Source organism: Pseudoalteromonas sp. SR41-1, from assembly GCF_014164015.1.
Classification (GTDB): domain Bacteria; phylum Pseudomonadota; class Gammaproteobacteria; order Enterobacterales; family Alteromonadaceae; genus Pseudoalteromonas; species Pseudoalteromonas distincta.
This window is the reverse complement of sequence record NZ_JACJEK010000003.1, coordinates 196,296-214,619: the sequence shown is the minus strand read 5'-3', so window position 1 is coordinate 214,619 and position 18,324 is coordinate 196,296. Positions and strand designations below refer to the sequence as shown.

16 protein-coding genes and 3 pseudogenes are annotated in these 18,324 nt (G+C 38.6%); 11 read left to right on the top strand and 8 right to left on the bottom strand.

Annotated features, from left to right (window positions below; genetic code table 11):
• Positions 1 to 17 precede the first annotated feature (17 nt).
• Positions 18 to 323: a carbohydrate binding domain-containing protein gene (locus tag H5118_RS03915; protein WP_253947683.1), complete on the top strand. Its 306-nt coding sequence runs from the start codon at positions 18 to 20 to the stop codon at positions 321 to 323.
• Between the two features lie 184 nt (positions 324 to 507).
• Here the strand turns inward: H5118_RS03915 and H5118_RS03910 are convergent, their stop codons facing one another.
• The gene (locus tag H5118_RS03910; protein WP_182747868.1) at positions 508 to 1,461 is read right to left on the bottom strand and encodes an MBL fold metallo-hydrolase; all 954 of its coding nucleotides are present in this window, start codon (positions 1,459 to 1,461) and stop codon (positions 508 to 510) included.
• Positions 1,462 to 1,739: 278 nt separating this feature from the next.
• Positions 1,740 to 2,099, bottom strand: coding sequence for a DoxX family protein (locus H5118_RS03905; RefSeq protein ID WP_182747867.1), 360 nt, complete (start codon positions 2,097 to 2,099; stop codon positions 1,740 to 1,742).
• Between the two features lie 137 nt (positions 2,100 to 2,236).
• Between H5118_RS03905 and H5118_RS03900 the strand changes: the two genes are divergently transcribed.
• A complete protein-coding gene (locus H5118_RS03900) occupies positions 2,237 to 3,124 on the top strand; it encodes a LysR family transcriptional regulator (protein WP_182747865.1) in 888 nt (295 codons plus the stop codon).
• A 27-nt stretch (positions 3,125 to 3,151) separates the two neighbouring features.
• On the opposite strand, the pseudogene H5118_RS03895 reads toward H5118_RS03900, so the two are convergent.
• The 4 genes and pseudogenes from H5118_RS03895 to H5118_RS03880 form a co-directional block, all read right to left on the bottom strand.
• A pseudogene (locus tag H5118_RS03895) lies at positions 3,152 to 3,304 on the bottom strand (transaldolase family protein); the annotation flags it as partial.
• 36 nt (positions 3,305 to 3,340) lie between these two features.
• Positions 3,341 to 4,357 (bottom strand): annotated as a pseudogene (gene xylA / locus H5118_RS03890) (xylose isomerase); the annotation flags it as partial.
• A 282-nt stretch (positions 4,358 to 4,639) separates the two neighbouring features.
• Entirely contained in the window at positions 4,640 to 6,007 is a 1,368-nt protein-coding gene (locus tag H5118_RS03885) for a TrkH family potassium uptake protein (protein WP_101163049.1), read from the bottom strand.
• Positions 6,004 to 6,663 carry a TrkA family potassium uptake protein gene (locus H5118_RS03880; protein WP_024596486.1) on the bottom strand — a complete coding sequence of 220 codons (660 nt, stop codon included), beginning with the start codon at positions 6,661 to 6,663 and terminating at the stop codon, positions 6,004 to 6,006. Before H5118_RS03880 ends, H5118_RS03885 begins: the two co-directional genes overlap by 4 nt.
• A 182-nt stretch (positions 6,664 to 6,845) precedes the next feature.
• Between H5118_RS03880 and H5118_RS03875 the strand changes: the two genes are divergently transcribed.
• The 4 genes and pseudogenes from H5118_RS03875 to H5118_RS03860 all read left to right on the top strand — a co-directional run bounded on the left by H5118_RS03875 (position 6,846) and on the right by H5118_RS03860 (position 10,294).
• Entirely contained in the window at positions 6,846 to 8,150 is a 1,305-nt protein-coding gene (locus tag H5118_RS03875) for a DUF4118 domain-containing protein (protein WP_182747864.1), read from the top strand.
• Positions 8,143 to 8,811, top strand: a complete 669-nt coding sequence (locus H5118_RS03870; protein ID WP_154903778.1) for a response regulator — start codon at positions 8,143 to 8,145, stop codon at positions 8,809 to 8,811. Before H5118_RS03875 ends, H5118_RS03870 begins: the two co-directional genes overlap by 8 nt.
• A 69-nt stretch (positions 8,812 to 8,880) precedes the next feature.
• A pseudogene (locus H5118_RS03865) lies at positions 8,881 to 9,735 on the top strand (carboxylesterase family protein); the annotation flags it as partial.
• A gap of 67 nt (positions 9,736 to 9,802) precedes the next feature.
• A complete protein-coding gene (locus H5118_RS03860; protein ID WP_182747860.1) occupies positions 9,803 to 10,294 on the top strand; it encodes a carboxylesterase family protein in 492 nt (163 codons plus the stop codon).
• A gap of 762 nt (positions 10,295 to 11,056) precedes the next feature.
• Here the strand turns inward: H5118_RS03860 and pobA are convergent.
• Positions 11,057 to 12,265, bottom strand: coding sequence for a 4-hydroxybenzoate 3-monooxygenase (gene pobA, locus H5118_RS03855; RefSeq protein ID WP_182711651.1), 1,209 nt, complete (start codon positions 12,263 to 12,265; stop codon positions 11,057 to 11,059).
• A gap of 121 nt (positions 12,266 to 12,386) precedes the next feature.
• Between pobA and H5118_RS03850 the strand changes: the two genes are divergently transcribed.
• A complete protein-coding gene (locus tag H5118_RS03850) occupies positions 12,387 to 13,259 on the top strand; it encodes a helix-turn-helix domain-containing protein (protein WP_182747858.1) in 873 nt (290 codons plus the stop codon).
• A 5-nt stretch (positions 13,260 to 13,264) separates the two neighbouring features.
• Here the strand turns inward: H5118_RS03850 and H5118_RS03845 are convergent, their stop codons facing one another.
• The gene (locus H5118_RS03845; RefSeq protein ID WP_259395096.1) at positions 13,265 to 14,404 is read right to left on the bottom strand and encodes a LysR family transcriptional regulator; all 1,140 of its coding nucleotides are present in this window, start codon (positions 14,402 to 14,404) and stop codon (positions 13,265 to 13,267) included.
• Positions 14,405 to 14,601: 197 nt separating this feature from the next.
• On the opposite strand from H5118_RS03845, the gene H5118_RS03840 reads away from it, so the two are divergent.
• From H5118_RS03840 to H5118_RS03825, 4 genes are read left to right on the top strand one after another with little or no spacing between them, the layout of a single operon-like run.
• The gene (locus H5118_RS03840) at positions 14,602 to 15,291 is read left to right on the top strand and encodes a 4-carboxy-4-hydroxy-2-oxoadipate aldolase/oxaloacetate decarboxylase (RefSeq protein ID WP_154903784.1); all 690 of its coding nucleotides are present in this window, start codon (positions 14,602 to 14,604) and stop codon (positions 15,289 to 15,291) included.
• On the top strand, positions 15,292 to 16,365 hold the full coding sequence (locus H5118_RS03835; protein WP_182720883.1) for a 4-oxalomesaconate tautomerase: 1,074 nt from the start codon (positions 15,292 to 15,294) through the stop codon (positions 16,363 to 16,365).
• Between the two features lie 49 nt (positions 16,366 to 16,414).
• Positions 16,415 to 17,434, top strand: coding sequence for an amidohydrolase family protein (locus H5118_RS03830; RefSeq protein ID WP_182747856.1), 1,020 nt, complete (start codon positions 16,415 to 16,417; stop codon positions 17,432 to 17,434).
• On the top strand, positions 17,431 to 18,324 hold the full coding sequence (locus H5118_RS03825; protein WP_310736087.1) for an amidohydrolase family protein: 894 nt from the start codon (positions 17,431 to 17,433) through the stop codon (positions 18,322 to 18,324). Before H5118_RS03830 ends, H5118_RS03825 begins: the two co-directional genes overlap by 4 nt.

The window sequence follows — 18,324 nt, the reverse complement described above, 5'->3', positions numbered from 1 at the left end:
CAGTGCTACTATTTCACTTGAAACAACCCAAGCTCACAGCGGGCAAAACCTATAATGTATCTGCGTGGGTTAAGTTATCTGACGATAACACAGCGGTATCGCCAGGAATTAAACTTACACTGCAAATTGAGCATGCGAGCACTGAATACCTCGAGCTAACCACTGTTACAAACGTAGTTGCAGGCGATTGGGTAAAGCTTTCGGGCACTTATACCCATTCAATAACAACCGAGGAAAGTGCGGCTTTACTTTATGTGGAGTCAAACGAACTGACTGCTGATTTTCATGCAGACGACGTATCGGTCATTTTGGTAGAACAATAAACCAAACTAAAAGTAATTAACCCCACATTTGATAGTCTGTATTTTTATACAGGCTATCAAATGTGGGGTTTCATAAAAAGAAGTGCACTATGCTTTTATATTAGTAATGAGTATCGCTTTAAAGCGACATATACCGTTATTATAAATACATTAGCACGATAACGCCGGTGCGTGAAAAGCTATATTAGTTTGACTCAAATGACGAAAGTTTCTTTTGAACGTTATTTCGCAATACATCGTCTATGTACTCATTAAATGCCTTATTACCGGTTATCACGGGGTTTCGTTGATCAGATTTACGATTTTTTAATGTATTAATTTGATTAATTAGATCATGTGAAAACGGGTGGTTTGAGATACTTCCATCAACATCGTTTTTGTTTGCAATTTTTTGAAAATAATTTAAAGAGTGCAAATAAGTTTGATTTGCTTCTTTAGTATCCGGTAAACCGGTACCTCCCCAAAGTGCAACTGTATGAGGTATGCCATTAGCTGTAACAGGTATTATCAAAGACAACCCACCAGGCGTATGTCCTGGTGTAGCAAGTACAGTTAAATTAGTTTTACCTAAACTTATTTTTTCGCCATCGATAACTTGGGTGTAAGTGCTAGGTAATGGTATTTCGGTAGAAAAGTTACCGAAAGGATCAGTTAATACAGGTGCATTTGGATTATGGATGTAGTCCCACTCATTTTTTCTCATTAAAATTTTAGCGCCATAATGTGATTCAAAGTAGTGAGCGCCGCCATAATGGTCGCTGTGGCCGTGAGTAACTATCACGTATTTAATATCTTCAGGATTTAAGCCTAACTCTTTTAGTCCAGGAACAATCACATGTTTGGCATCGTGCGGGGTCCACATGGTATCGATTAAAATAATGCCCTCAGTTGTAGTGATAACAAAAGTGCCTACGCTGATATATCCTACAAAATAAAGGTTATCAAATAGCTGAGTGGGTTCAACAACAGTGGTATTGAACAGATCACTAGAGGTTAGCGAGGAAGGTAATTTATTTAATCTAGTACTTATTTTATCTTCACTCAATTTTGTAATATTACCGTTATTTGATGTTGTGCAGCCGCTCAGTAAGTAAGTTATTACTGTAATCGAGAAAATGCCTAAAAATGTTTTTTTCATATTTTACACCTTAGTTAATTAGGCATATTAAAAGCCCAAGTAATAAACTTTAGTACGCCGTTTATTTAATTATTAAATACAGGGTATGAACTCAAAATTAAAATTTAATGGATAAAACAACCTTAGCCTTTGTTTGTTTAGAGATCGAGTTTGTTATCTTTATCCTAAATGAGAGATGCGAAAGCATTAGTCATTTTGTAAATGAGGGTTTGAATAACGATAGAAGCGAATATATCGTTATTCATTGTATTTAAAATAGCTCTAGGTTACTTACTATCCTAGGCGTTTATATCATTGACTCGGTTAATTATGATATTAATTAAAAAAGCACATAAAATAACGGCAGGTATTGCATTGGCAACACTGTCGTAAACTACATGAAAAAATGTTGCACCAGCCATAATAACTAACAAACCACTTGCAGCTATAATGCTTAGTTTTTTTATCCAAATAGCAACAGCACCTGCAAGTTCACTTGCACCAATAAAATAGCCAAACCAAGCAGGTAAACCCATGAGTGCAAAAGATAAGTGCATTTGCTCAACTCCTGCTAGTTTTGCAGAGCCTGCAGCTATAAAGGCAAGTGTTGTTAATCCTAGTGATGTATACATAAAAATTTTTTTTACTTTTGTGCTCATGTTATTCCCAACTTTAATAAGAGTGATTTAAGCAGATGCTTAGCTTTTGACGTTAGAATAATCACAGTTCTTATTAATTAATATTGAATGTTTTTTTATAAGATATAAACTTTAGCTTTACATGTTTGGCGTAAATTATGAAATTAGAACAGCTTAGTATGTTTGTTACTGTTGCTCAGGTTGGATCATTGAGTGAAGCAAGTGCTCTTTTACACAAAACTCAACCAGCTATAAGCCAAGGTATTAAGCAACTAGAAAATACCCTTAACTTTGCCTTATTTAGTCGTAATGGTTATCGGTTAGAGCTTACCAGTGCAGGAAAAACTATGTTTCATAAGGCTATGAAATTGCTAGATGATGCAGCACAACTTAAACAAGTTGCACACCACATAGCACAGGGGAACGAGGTAAGTATAACGATTGCAATTGAAGCATCATTTAATTTAAAAGGTATTTTACCATTACTAAAAAATATGCAAAATCAGTTCCCTGAAACTCAAATAATAATCAGGCAAGAGTACATAACAGGTGCAATTGAAGCCTTACTTGATGGCTGTGCCGATCTGTGTATAACACCAACAATGGAATTTTCTGCACAAGAAGAGAAAATTGAAAAGCATTTGTTAAATAGCGGCTCATTAATCAATGTAGCTTCCCCTTTGTTGTTAAAGCGAAATCCAAACCTAAGGCAAGCCACTGATTTGTTGAACGAATACCAAATAATTGTGCAGGACTCAGGCACTGGTTCAAAAAACATAGAGTGGGGTGTACAGCAAGGTCAGCGACGATGGTATGTAAATGACTTTCCAACTAAAAAAATGCTTATCGAAAGTGCAATGGGTTGGGGCAAATTACCAGGTTATTTAGCTGATGAAGGTATTGCAAATAATACTCTGAAAATGCTGTCACTTAGTGATGTGCAAAATATAACGCCTCTAAAATATTACATTATTAAGAAAAGGGGAGAAGTGTTGGGACCTGTAGGAGAGGCCGTGTGGGAGCAATTTAAAAACTATCAGATATAACAATTACATATATGTGAAAAACTTATTTAAGTGTTTATATTGAGGTAATTTTGCAGCTTGTAAAATTAACGAAGGATTGGTTGTTGCATCAACCGGTTGTAGGGCTTTGATTGACTCTACATCGCCACTGTCGGCAACGACCGTGGTTACTTTTTTGAGTTGTTCTAACAAGTTCATAATGATGTACGCCTCGGCTTTAAAACCGAGGAGATGTCCTTATACGTAGCGGTTAACAATATTCTCAAGCAGCTCTTGTCGGCCAGAAACTTGCTTAGGATAGATGTCGTTTTCGTGTACTAACGCAGCAAGGCTCTCAAGTGATTGTTCACCTTTTAAAATGCTTTGGCCTAGGTCTTCTTTCCAACCTGCGTAACGTTTTTCTACAAAGTCAGAAAGCTCGCCGCCTTCAATCATTGCTGCTGCATTGAGTAATGCTTTTGCCATCGTATCCATACCACCAATGTGACCGATGAATAAATCATCGCGTTCACACGATTGACGACGAAGTTTAGTATCAAAGTTAAAGCCACCGGTTGTAAAACCGCCATTCTTTAAAATTTCGTAAACGACAAGTGTTCACTCAGCTACATCGTTAGGGAATTGATCTGTATCCCATCCGTTTTGCATATCACCACGGTTAGCATCAATACTACCCATAATACCTTTAGCGCAAGCAACGGCAATTTCGTGGTGGAAGCTATGACCTGCAAGTGTTGCGTGGTTTGCTTCAATGTTTACTTTAATTTCGTCTTGTAAGCCGTGCTTGTGTAAAAAGCCTGCAACCGTTGCTGTATCGTAATCGTACTGGTGCTTAGTTGGCTCTTGTGGTTTTGGTTCAATTAATAATGTGCCTTTAAAACCAATTTTTTTCTTGTGTTCTACAACCATTTTCAAAAAGCGTGCGTACTGCTCGCTTTCTTGCGCAAGTTCTGTATTTAGTAGTGTGTCGTAACCTTCACGACCACCCCAAAGTACGTAGTTTTCGCCGCCTAAACGATGCGTAATTTCCATTGCATGTTTAACTTGCGCTGCTGCATATGCATACGTATTAGGATTAGGGTTTGTTGCACCACCGGCACAAAAACGTTTGTTTGAGAACAAGTTAGCAGTACCCCACAGTGGCTTTACACCAGTGCGTTGCATTTCTTTTTAGATAATGTTAGCTATGTGCGTTACGTTATCGAGGCTTTCTTGTAGTGTTTTGCCTTCAGGGGCAATATCAACATCATGAAAAATATTTGTATTTAAGTTTTTACACGAAACCAAAGGCAAAGAGCTTGAACAAATGAAAGGGTAAATATTACCCCTTTAATAAGCGCCAAAACTATTGTAATAGTTTGGCGCTTATTTTATTTATTTTCATATCTACAATGAAAAAGAGTGCTTATATTCATTTTTATTTTTCTATAAAAGACTCCTAATAGATAAAGTTATATTTAGGAGTCATTAATTTTCTAACTTGCACCGCAATAGTACCTTACATAAATTATGCTGGCTAAGTGGCCTTAATAATAGTTACCCTATTTGTATGGTTGTTTTAGCAAATTTAAGAGGTTGTAATTTAGGTTTTGCAAAACAATAAGCAAATGTCAGTGGACCTACTCTGCCAATCAGCATAAGTAAAATTATTATTAGCTGGCTTGGCATACTTAAATTACTAGTAAAATCACGAGATAGCCCTACAGTGCTCAATGCCGAAATTACTTCAAAAGTAATATCTAAAAGAGACGCTTGCTCGATTTTACTCATAATCATGATGCTTAAAAAAGCCGTAAATAAGTATAAAATTACAACACTCAATGCTTTTATCACAAGTTTGTCGCTTAGCTCTCTGTTAAATATGGTTACCTGTGGTTTTTGGCGTAAATAACTATACATAGCAAGTAGTAAAATAACAAAAGTTCCTATTTTAATGCCGCTTGCTGTACTTACCGAACCGCCACCTATTACCATTAATAACAATGTAAGCAATGTCGAGTCGGAACTGAGCTGGCTAATAGGTAAAGTATTAAAGCCTGCAGTACGTGGTGTAACTGCTTGAAACCAAGCAGCAATTACTTGCTCGTTAATAGGTAGGTTGGCAAGTGTGGCTGGATTTGAATATTCAAATAAAAAAATAAGCAAAAATGCACTGCAATTTATTACAGCACTTGCAATTAATACAATACGTGTATTAGTTGCTAATTTATGCCAGCGACGTTGTTGATATATATCTATTAAAACGGTAAACCCTAAGCCACCGATTATAAATAATGCACTGATAATAAGATTAACAGATACATCACTTTTAAAAGCCATTAAGCTATTACTGTCGAGTGCAAACCCGGCATTGTTAAAAGCCGAAATAGTATAAAATAGACTTTGATAGGCGCTACCCGCAATACCATAGTCATCTACCCAGCTAATAAAAAGTAAGCAAAATGCTATAGTCTGAATTATTAGCGAGTAAGTTATTACACATCTAGCTACATGGATCACTCCATTTAAATCGCTTGTATCGAATGCTTGGCTTGCAAGTAAACGTTGTTTTAATCCTAAGTTTTTACCAATACTTAAAAATGAAATAACGGCTACGGTCATAAAGCCGATTCCTCCAATTTGAATAAGTACCATAACAACACATTGCCCAAATGTGGTTAGCGCAGTACCTGTATCAATAACAACTAAGCCTGTAACTGTAACCGCAGAGGATGCAGTAAAAAAAGCTTGAATAAAGCTAAGCGATTCAACACTTGCAAAAGGTAATAGTAATAAGCAAGTGCCTAAAATAATGAGAGCAAAAAAACCAGCAGTTAAAATTAAAGGGGGGTTAACAGGCCTTTTGAAATTTTTTAAACGGCGATTAAATTGCTTTGGAAGTACGTGTGCTTGCCAGTTAATCATAAAGCTTTAAACCGTTTGGTGAGTTTTGTTAGGTAATGTTTAGAGCCCAGTAATACAAGGCTATCACCATGGCGTAACTCGGTGTCGAGTGTTAGGTCTGTATTGAAATTATCATCTCGGCGTAAGGTGAGCGGTTTTATATCTGAGTTACGCTCTTTTAGAAGCCAGCCAATATTGCGCCCTGATAAATGTAAATCTATGGCAAGCTCAACAATAAATGTAGATTGTGTAAGCGCAAAGTACTGGTTAACCATAGGGTAGTTAAGTGCATGTGCTACTCTGATCCCCATTTCTTCTTCGGGGTGAATAATACGAGATACGCCAAGTTTACTTAAAATTTGATGGTGACTTTTAGAGCACGCCTTAACCCATATTTGTTTAACACCAAGGTTTTTTAAATGCAGCACGCATAAAATACTCGCTTCTATGTTTTCACCAATTGCAACTAATACAGCTTGGCAGCTGGTTAAGTCGAGTCGAGCAAGCTGTGTTTCATCACTAGCATCTAAAATGACAGTGTAATTTAACTGATTAGCAAACGTGTTAATGGTGCTTTCGCTTATATCGGCTGCGCAAACGTGATGCCCCTGATTAGCAAGCTCAAGCGAGGCGGTAACACCAAAACTACCTAATCCAATTACTGCAAACTGTGCCATGTGCGTTCCTATTTAAAAAATACTACATAGCAAAGACTATGGAATTTTAAAAAAGAGTCACCCCATATCAATTAAGCTTTATAAACATTTAACACTACAGCCAAAAATCTTTATAAAAACTTTATACACAACGTATTAAAAAGCAGTAACCTATAAAAAGAGAATTTTATGGGAGTGCACAAATGGGTATTAATAAATGGCTTAAGCCGCTTTTATTAACAACAATTGCGCCTATTTTTATTGTGCTGGCTATTTTTCCAGTTCGAGAGTGGCTAACGACCACCGACATTGTCATGTTGCAATTACTTTGGGTGGCATGGGTTGCGGTGCGTCAAAATGCAGCCTTAGCGGGGATTACAACGTTAGTTAGTGTGGCATGTACCGACTGGTTTTTTGTACTGCCGTACTTTACATTTCATATCGAAAAAATTGAATACTTAGTCACTTTTACTGTCATGCTTATAGTTGGCTTGATGATAAGCAAATTGGCGGGCGAGCTAAGTAAAAACGTTCGTGATACCCAGTTACATGCCAGCAATACACGATGTTTATATGAGTTAGCTAAGGCGCTTAATGGGCTTGATGATATAAACGCTCAGCGCCAAGTATTTACAATATCGATTAAAAACCATCTAGATATTACACTTCGTTGGAACAATAATACAATGGATAATGGAGAGTACTTTAATATCGAACAAAACACACAATGGGGCGGCTTTATTGCAGATGCCGAACTTAGTCCTGAAAACCGTGCATTTATAGATACGGCACTGTCTCTGTTGTTTCAGGTCCACGAAAACTCAAATCTTAGAAACCAGTCGGCATCGATGAAAGTACAAGCAGAGTTAGAACGTGCTAAAAACGCATTGCTGCGTAGTTTATCTCATGATCTACGCACGCCTTTAGCTACTATTATGGGCTCATCGAGTATGTTAGCTGACGAAAATATTGAGCTGAGTAAGGCATCAATTACAGAACAAGCAAAAAATATTTATGAGCAAAGTGAAATCTTAAATCAGCATTTTAATAAAGTGATGGAGCTTAGCCGGGTAAATAAAATAGGAGAGCAGCTAGCATGGCAAGCTATCAACGTACATACACTTGTTACTGAGGCTAAAGCACGCAGGCAGCAGCAATTAAGTGGTTTTAACTTAGTGTTAGTCTTTGATAAAGCTACTTGTTGTATAGGTGATATAACACTTTTAGAAATCGCGCTTGCGAATATATTCGAAAACGCGGCACGTTACGGTGATGGAGTGGCGACAGTGGACTTTAATACTGAACGAATTGGTAATATAACACATTATAAAATAGCCGTAAGCAATCTCATAGTTACTCATCCAAGCAGTTCGGATGAAGGAGTTGGTCTTGGTAGCGTAATTTGCGATGTAGTTGCTCAGTTTCATCAAGGCGAATTTGTATTAGCTATTGATGAGCTGACCCAAGTAGCGACAGCAATACTTAGCTGGAGTGCAAAGAATGATTAATGTATTGGTGCTAGAAGACTCACCTGCACTGCAAAGTTTTTTAAAAACATTACTAGGTGCCAGTGGCTATAACGTATCAATTAGTGCGAAAGGGCTTGATGGTTTTTCATTAATGAGTGAGCAAAGCTTTGACTTAGTGTTACTTGATTTGGGATTGCTTGATATGGATGGACAAGCTTGGTTACTTGAAGTACGACAATGGAGCCAAATACCAATATTAGTGCTTTCGGCTCGCGATGGCGAGGTGGAAAAGGTTACAGCCCTTGATAATGGGGCAAACGATTATATAACCAAACCTTTTAGTGCAAACGAACTTCTGGCAAGAATGCGTGTGCTACTAAGAGTAAATACACAGCCGAGTTTGGCACTGCAATGCGGTAGCATCATTATAGATCCGCATAAGCACACAGTTACGCTTAACAGTAGCGATGTAAAGCTCACTAATAAAGAATATAAAATTTTGCTTATGTTATTTCAAAATAAAGATAAAGTGCTTACTCATAATGCTATTTTAAGTCAGGTATGGGGGGAGCAATACATTAATAGACCTGAGTATATTCGTGTACATGTAGCGCAACTAAGACAAAAGCTTGAAGTAAACCCTGCAAGCCCTATTCATATCTTAACTGAGCCAGCGGTAGGTTATAGATTAGTTGGGTAGGCACTAAAAAATTATCGTCCTAAATTTAGCTATTTAGGACGATAAAGTTACACGTTTTTACGCTGGCAGGGACCTAAAAGTGCGACTCAGTGGCGAGACGTGCTTGATGCAACTCAATATGCCCCTGACTGTATGCAAACCACATTTCCTGGTGATTCGGCGCCCCTAAAAGGCTCATTGAGTGAAGACTGCCTTTACTTAAATATATGGGCACCAGCACAAGATATCACTCAAAAGCGCCCAGTTATGGTGTGGATACACGGTGGAGGCTTTGTCAATGGTGGTTCGTCAGCGGCTATTTATAGTGGTCAGTCGTTTGCCGAATCGGGCGTTGTATTTGTTAGTTTTAACTACAGGTTAGGGCGTTTTGGTTTCTTTGCTCATCCTGGGTTGAGTGAACAAAGCAAAAATACACCGCTTGGAAATTACGGCTTAATGGATCAAATCGCGGCCCTAAAATGGGTTAAAAATAACATTCCCCATTTTGGTGGAGACGCTGATAATGTAACACTTTTTGGTGAGTCAGCTGGTGGTCGCTCGGTGAATTTTCATATGTTATCGCCCCAATCTAAAGGGCTTTTTCACAAAGCGATTGTGCAATCAGGGGGTGGTAGAAGTGATTCGACAGAGACGGTCGTATACTTAAATAAAAAAGGCACTAAAGGTAACCCTTCAGCTGAGGATGCTGGCATTCAATTTGCTAGAAGTGTGGGAATTAATACCAATGATATAAAAGCACTCGCAAAACTACGTGCTTTACCTGCAGAAAAGGTATTGAGCGGTTTGAATATGATGAACGCAAATACGCCTACTTACAGCGGGCCTATGATTGACTCATCTATTGTATTAACAAGTGACGAGGAGGGGGTTTGCTCAAGCTCTACAAACAAAAGTTCCACTTTTTATTGGCAGTACGGATTTTGAGTGGGGATTTTTAAAAGACTACAATCCGAAAGGTGCTATTGCAATAGCCACAGAAACGATCGAATCAGTGAACAATAAAGCTCAGTTTACTAAAGCGTATGCGCCATTTGTGCTAGCTAAAAATGGGGAGTTAAATTATCCACTGCTAGGCTCTATGATATTCGGTGATAAGCGTTTTGTAGAACCTGCGCGCTATATTGCAAGCAAAGCGAGTATGAGTGAACAGCCTACATGGCTTTATCGTTTTAATTACGTCCCTAGCCACTTAAAAGGCAAAGTTGATGGCGCATACCATGCCACTGAAATACCTTTTGTATTTAATACTCTTGCGCAAAATCCGTTAACATCGCAAAACGATTTTAAAATTGCCAGTGCAATGCACGCTGCATGGGTAAGGTTTGCTAAATACAGCAACCCGTCACCTAAGCAAGGCATTGCTTGGCCTAATTACAATGCTAAAGATAATAGAATAATTGAATTTAACGAGAACGGAAGTGAGGTAAAACAAGACCCACTTGAGAATCGCTTAAATGAGATAACCAATCTAATTAGCCAATAAACATTTATAGAGCCCGTATATATACGGGCTTTTATTGGCATAAATATTAAATTTTCATAACTAAAATTTATATTTTTAGAGCGTGTTGATATGTGTTTATTAAAAAATTAAACAAAGCATGTTTAGTGCATTTTAAGCATGATATTAGATTTTAATGTATTAACCATTTGGTCCGTCTGTTAGGCTGATTCAGTATGCTAAAGCTGCATATGTGCCATTTAAATTAAACTCAAATACCACACAATAGCATTAAATCAAGGCGCAAACCCTGACCAAAGCGTTGCTGTTAACTTTTTAATTATTACGAAAAATTTCATTGATTCAGTAAAATTGTAGCTAGGTAAGCCGTATTTATTGGGTAGCAGACATGGCCTTAACGATTCAAATACATAGCTTATAGCTTAAAAGGAAAAGTTTAGGAGGCATATTATACAATTTGAATTCAATTGTTTTGATTCTGTGAAAGTTAAATTTCAGCAGCTAATCACCTCCAGATAAAATGTTGCCACTGAAATGTATGTTGTTTGGGTTAAATTTGTTACATATGGCAACCCATCACCTTATTTTACTCAAAATTTGCCACTACTTTCAGCGATAAAGAATGAAATTATTGAATTTAATCAGTTTTGGTAAGCTATCAAAAACGATCAGATAGTTAAGCTTTTAAACGATATAACTAAGTTAGTTAACTAATCGTATATATTAATAAATAAAGCCCATGTTACTAATATCATATGAGCTTATTATTTTAAGGGAACTTGTTTAAATTTTCTCGTATGGCATTCCCACATATTGGATTGCTATTACTTTTTTACCTTCTTCATAATTTAGATGAAAATCAAGGTCGGATGCCATGAATCGTTCAAGCGTTTTAGTCTCGTTTTCATTCATGTTGTCATCATCGTATTCATGCAGCATGTTTGACATCCACCATGAGAATCGCTCGGCGTGCCATACTCTTTTTAATGCTATTTCGGAGTATTTGGCTACCGCATCAGGTTCCTCACCATTGTATGTCTTATCTAGCAATTTGCTGAGGGTGGATACATCAGATGCTGCCAGATTAAGACCTTTAGCGCCTGTAGGTGGTACAATGTGAGCGGCATCGCCAACTAAAAATAAGCGTCCATCTTGCATTGGTTCACATACAAAGCTACGCAGAGGGGCAATACTTTTTTCAATGCTGGGGCCGGTAATCAGCATCTCAGCTACGTCTTCAGGTAAGCGTTTTTTAAGCTCAGTCCAAAATTCATCATCAGACCAATCTTCAATTTTATCAGTTAATGGCACCTGTAAATAATAACGTGAACGGGTTGAAGAGCGCATACTAGCTAAAGCAAAGCCTCGTTTAGTTTTACAGTAAATAAGCTCATCAGCAACGGGGGGAGTATCGCTAAGTAACCCAAGCCAGCCAAAAGGATAAATACGTTCAAATTCGTTACGTTTTTCTTTAGGGATAGATTGTCGAGAAACGCCATGAAAGCCATCGCATCCAGCAATATAATCACAGTCTAATTTATATTCAATACCATTTTGTGTAAACGTTACAAATGGGGAGTTTGAACTTTGCTCATGAATGGCAACATCACTAGACTCATAATAAGTCGTTGCCCCTATGTTTTGGCGCGCTTGCATTAAATCACGGGTAACTTCTGTTTGCCCGTAACACATAACGGTGCTGCCATTTGTAAGTGCCTTTATATCGATTCGATGACGTTGACCATAATGTGCTATTTCAAAGCCATCGTGAATGTGGCCTTCCTTTTTCATTCGCTCATCTACACCAGCTTCTGCTAGTAGACTCACTAATCCTTGTTCTAAAATACCTGCACGAATACGACCTAAAATATATTCGCCTGATGCGCGCTCTATAATTATGTTATCGATCCCCTTTTTAGCTAGAAGTTGACCGAGTAACAATCCAGAGGGCCCTGCGCCAATGATTGCTATTTTAGTTTTTAATGATTGCATTTTTATACTCGTTGAAAACATCGTGTTCTTTTATATTGCTCATTAGTTAATGTTTAAACCATTCACAATTGATGTCATCTGTTGTACTTTTGAGTCAAAGTTAATTTGAGTACACGTGCACATGAATAAAAAAATTCCATTTTATGACCTATACGGAGAGCCGTTTATTCGCCAAGAGCCAGGTGCTGTTCATGTTGAAGATATAGCTTATCGAAGCAGTGAGCTTAAATGGGAGATATCCCCACATCGTCATAATAAGTTAGTTCAAATTGTAATTGTTTTTAATAACTCTTGGGCTGCGAGGTTAGATGAAAGAGAGTATCAACTGAATGGGGATTGGGGGGTAATTATTCCGGCTGGTGTTGTACATGGCTTTCATTTTAAACCACGCACACAAGGCTTTGTGATTTCAATAGACGACAGTTTTTTAGTAAGCAATTATGGTGAGACTAGCCTGAATCAATTGTTATTAAAGCCATTAACGGTTGAGTTTGAAAATGCAGCACGTTTAGTGCATTTAAAGCACTACATAGAGCTGCTAATGTATGAAATTAATTATAATGAATTAGGTGCGCCTATTGCCGTTGAGCAAATGCTAAAATTGATATTATTAAATATTTTTAGGCAAAAAAACACTACTCTTTTGGCAAGTAACGCCCGCAGTCGAGAAACAGAAATAGTCGTTAATTTTAGAAGCTTAATTGAGCTAAATTATACCTCACATATGACTATTCCTGACTACGCTGAGAAGCTACATATATCTACTTCAAAGTTAAACCGTATTTGTAAAAGTTTATTAAATGATTCTCCCAAAGCAATTGCTCATCAACGTCTGATCACTGAGGCAAAGCGACGTTTAATCTATACTACACAAACAATCAACGAAATAGCGCTTCATTTAGGATTTAAAGATAGCGCGTATTTTTGCCGTTTTTTTAAGTTAGCCACTAATACAACCCCAACATTATTCAAGCAACAGTCGAATATTAACTAGCTCGATTAAAGCATGCGCGTATTGTTTTTAATTATTGTTAAAAAACGCGATTGCATTTGGGTAGGCTGCCAGTCTTTTCGTATCGTCAGTCCTATACTACGGTCAGTATCGGGCAGTGTCATCGGGCAGATAGCTAATATTCCTGTTTGTACTTCTATTTCAACTTGCTTGGCTGGTAACAAGGCCGCTCGAGAACTGTTTAATAAAATACCGCGCGCAGCAACTTGTGAGCTGCACTCTATTACATGGCTTGGTGGTGGTAAACCTCGGCTAACAAATATGTTACTAAAAACCTGCCACGCGGGTGTGCTTTTGTTAGGTGCTACCCAATCAAGTTGTTGGAGCTCTTTTGTTGATATTGTTTGGCGGCTTGCCAAAGGGTGTTGAGCATTTACTACAACACAAAGTTGATCTTTAAATAATGGAATTTGTTCAATATCATTATGTTGAGCAGGGATGCGTAATGCACCGACAATGATGTCAATTTCACCATGAAGTAAGTTAGCTAGCTGCTCTTGGTATGGACCATCTATAATACTTAGCTGGGCATCAGGAAATTCATTATTTAAAGCAATAATACTCAATGGCACAATAGCTGAGCGTGCCAATGGTAAGCTACCTACTTTTAGAGCACCATCCATTTGTCCATTAAACTCCCTCATTTCATAAATACCTTGGCGTAATTCAGAGAAAAACAGCTTTGCAAAACGATTTAGCAAGTTTGCCGTCCAAGTAGGTTCAATACCCACGGGTGAACGTACCGCGAGGTCCTTTTTACATAGTTGCTCTAAATCTTTGATGCTGCGGTGTAAGGTGGGTTGCGACAAATTAAGTTTATTGGCTGCAGCGGTGTAGTTTTTCATTTGTACTAAGTGTATGAGTGCTACTAATTGCTTTGAAGTGACAGAGCGATTAAAGGCATCTTGCTTATGTTTATTATTAAAAATAACCCTCGAAAATTCATCCAAATACTCAAATGCACGTTCAACCCGATTTAGAAAAAATATACCGCTTGGCGTCGGTGTCATCCCCGAGTGGGTCCGAATAAATAGGACTTGATTAAGTTCGTTTTCAAGTTTTTTAATGCCTTGGGTGAGTGCCGACTGGGTTAAGTGAACAGTATTAGCTGCCTTGCTTAACGACATTAAGTTCCTTATATACAAGGCGCTTAACAAATGTCTATTGTTAAAATTCATTTTTATTTAACTCACACATTAATATTTGATTACTACCACTATAGAAAAAACTAATGTCCTTTGACAGCTTTTTAAAGTTCTTTATATAGCTGACTTCAATATACTCATTGCATCAATAGCGTTTAATTATAAATAAGGTAAATAGTATGGCTGTGTGTATTACAGATATAGCGCGCCCTAATAAAGAGATATTAGAAAAATACCAAAATGCTGAAGTTGCAACGGTACATGAGGCACAAGGTCGCGTTGGCTTATTAGCCAGCTATATGAAGCCTATTTATCGCTCTGCTCGTATTGCTGGCAGTGCAGTAACATGTGAAGTGGCTCCTGGCGACAACTGGATGATTCATGTAGCTGTAGAGCAATGTCAGCCAGGTGATGTACTTGTTGTTACACCTACGAGCGGGTGTATTGACGGTTTTTTTGGTGACTTGTTGGCAACTTCATTACAAGCGCGAGGCGTTAAAGGTTTAATTATTGATGGTGGCGTACGCGATATCGCAACACTGACTGAAATGGGCTTCCCGGTTTGGTCTAAAGATGTTTATGCGCAAGGTACAGTTAAAGAAACCATTGCAAATGTCAATGTGCCAGTTGTGTGCGCAGGGGCTTATATAAAACCTGGAGACATCATTGTTGCTGATGATGACGGCGTTGTTGTTGTTGAACAAAGTCGTGGTGAAGAGGTTCATGAAAAAGTCCTGAAACGTGTTGCTAACGAAGAAGACAAGCGAAAGCGTTTAGCTTCGGGTGAGTTAGGTTTGGATATATATGCTATGCGCGAGCGTTTAGCAGCTAAAGGCTTAACTTATATAAAGCAAAGTGAGGATAAGTAAATGCACGCGGCTATTCCTTGCTCAATTATGCGCGGTGGTACCTCTAAAGGGCTTTATTTTTTAGCCAGTGATCTTCCGAGTGATTCCTCAAAGCGCGATGAATTACTGTTACACATAATGGGGTCGCCTGACACAAGGCAAATTGATGGTTTAGGTGGTGCGCATCCTCTCACCAGTAAAGTGGCTATTGTTGAAAAATCAATGCGAGCAAATACTGATGTGGATTACCTTTTTTTACAAGTTGTAGTTGATAAAGCGGTGGTGAGTGATACACAAAATTGTGGCAATTTACTCGCCGGTGTTGCGCCATTTGCAATTGAGCAGGGCTTAGTGAATGCAAAAGAAAAAACAACCGATGTACGAATTCATATGCTAAATACTGCAGCCTCAGCTGTTGCACGCGTTCAAACTCCTAATGGCAAAGTAAGCTATAAAGGGGATGCCGTAATCGACGGTGTACCAGGTTCAGCAGCGCCTATCACGCTCGACTTTCTAGATATAGCGGGTGCCAATTGTGGTGCACTTTTTCCTACGGGTAATGCCATAGATGAAATTAATGGGTATTCAATAACCTGTATTGATAACGGCATGCCGGTGGTTATTTTAGATGCTAGCGAGTTTGGTTTAGTGGGTGATGAGTCGCCTAATTCACTCGAAGATAATACCGATTTAAAGCAAAAGATTGAAGCTATTCGTTTAATCGCGGCTAAGATGATGAATTTAGGGGATGTAACTAATAAAACGATTCCAAAAATGTCTTTAGTAAGCCCTGCAAAAAATGGTGGGGTAATTAACACTCGAACATTTATACCCCACCGTGTTCATGAGGCTATTGGGGTGTTAGGCAGTGTGAGCGTAGCAAGTGCATGTGTTTTAAAAGGTACTGTAGCCTATAGGCATGCTAACCAAAACTTTATTGATGGGGAGTTTGATATCGTTGTTGAGCATCCAACGGGTCAGTTTACTGTTGAAATGCAGGTATCAGGTATCGCTCAACTGAGCACTTATAAAATACATCGTTCTGCGCTGTTAAGAACCGCGCGCTTATTAATGGTCGGCTCCGCAATGGCTTGATCGACTACTAAAAGATAGTTTCAATAATACTCTCAGCAGGAGACACACAATGATAATAGACTGCCACGGACATTACACAACAGCGCCAGAGTCATTACAGCTTTTTAGAGCAGCGCAAATTAAAGCATTTGAAGAGGGAAGAGCCCTTCCAGGCGTTCCCTATATTTCGGACGATGAAATTCGCGAAAGTATTGAAAAAAATCAGTTAAAATTACTTGATGAACGCGGCTTAGATATGACTATTTTTTCACCTCGTGCATCGGCTATGGCTCATCACGTAGGTAATGAGGAGGTATCAAAACAATGGACCTCAGCCTGTAACGATTTAATAGCGCGAGTTGTTGACTTATACCCTACGCGTTTTATAGGAGTGTGCCAATTACCACAATCGCCGGGAGTACCAATTGAAAATTCAGTTGCTGAGCTAGAGCGCTGTGTTAATGAATTAGGATTTGTTGGTTGTAATTTAAACCCTGACCCTTCTGGTGGTCATTGGACTTCAGCTCCGTTAACCGATCCGAGTTGGTTTCCACTTTATGAAAAAATGGTTGAGCTCGATGTTCCTGCAATGATCCATGTATCGGGCTCATGTAATCCAAATTTTCATGCGACGGGCGCGCATTATATGAATGCTGATACCACCGCATTCATGCAATTTTTACAAGGTGACTTGTTTAAAGAGTTTCCTGATTTACGGTTTATTATACCCCATGGTGGTGGAGCGGTGCCTTATCATTGGGGGCGTTATCGTGGATTGGCTGATATGATGAAGCAGCCACCTTTAAATGAGCACGTAATGAAAAATGTGTATTTTGATACCTGCGTTTATCACCAACCGGGGATTGATTTATTAGTAGACGTTATTGATACTAAAAACATTTTATTTGGCTCTGAAATGATTGGTGCCGTGCGCGGTATTGATCCGCAAACAGGACACTATTTTGATGATACTAAACGTTACATTGACACATTAGAAATATCGGCAGCAGACAAAAAAGCGATTTTTGAAGAGAATGCGCGTCGCGTATACCCACGCTTGGACGTCAAATTAAAAGGGATGGGTTTGTGAGTAAATTTATAATGGATGCCGATTGGCTTCATTGGCATCAATCGCCATCAAAACCTGGTTTTGAGTTACCCGAAGGTGCGGTTGATGCGCATTGTCATGTATTCGGCCCCGGCAATGAGTTTGGTTTTGCGCCCGAGCGTAAATACACACCGTGCGATGCATCAAAACAGCAGCTCTGGGATTTACGCGATTACTTAGGATTTAGTCGAAATGTTATTGTGCAAGCAACCTGTCATGGAGCTGACAACAATGCGATGGTAGATGCGCTTTTAGCATCAAATGGTTTAGCACGTGGTATTGCAACTATTAAAGAAGATATTAGCGAAGCCGAGCTTGATAAATTACATGCTGCAGGTGTACGCGGTGTACGTTTTAATTTTGTAAAGCGCCTAGTTGATGCCTTGCCATTTGACTCGTTAAAACGTATAGCTGATCGTATTGTTAAACGTAATTGGCACATTGTTATCTATTTTGAAAGCCAAGATTTGCCCGAGCTTTATGATTTTTTCACTAGTTTGCCAACGACATTAGTCGTTGACCATATGGGGCGCCCAGATGTTACTAAACCTGTTGAAGGCGAAGACTTTGCGTTGTTTTTACAGTTTATGCGCGAAAATGAAAATGTATGGTCTAAAGTAAGCTGCCCTGAACGAATTTCTATTGATGGTCCTGATAAAGGCTACCAAGATGTTGTTCCTTTTGCGCGCAAAGTCGTCGAAAGTTTTCCTGACCGTGTTTTATGGGGCACAGATTGGCCTCACCCAAATATGAAAAGCCACATGCCTGACGATGGTAAATTAGTGGACATGATTCCACTTTTTGCACCTACTGCTGAATTACAGAAAAAGTTATTAATTGATAATCCAATGCGTTTGTATTGGTCGAAATAA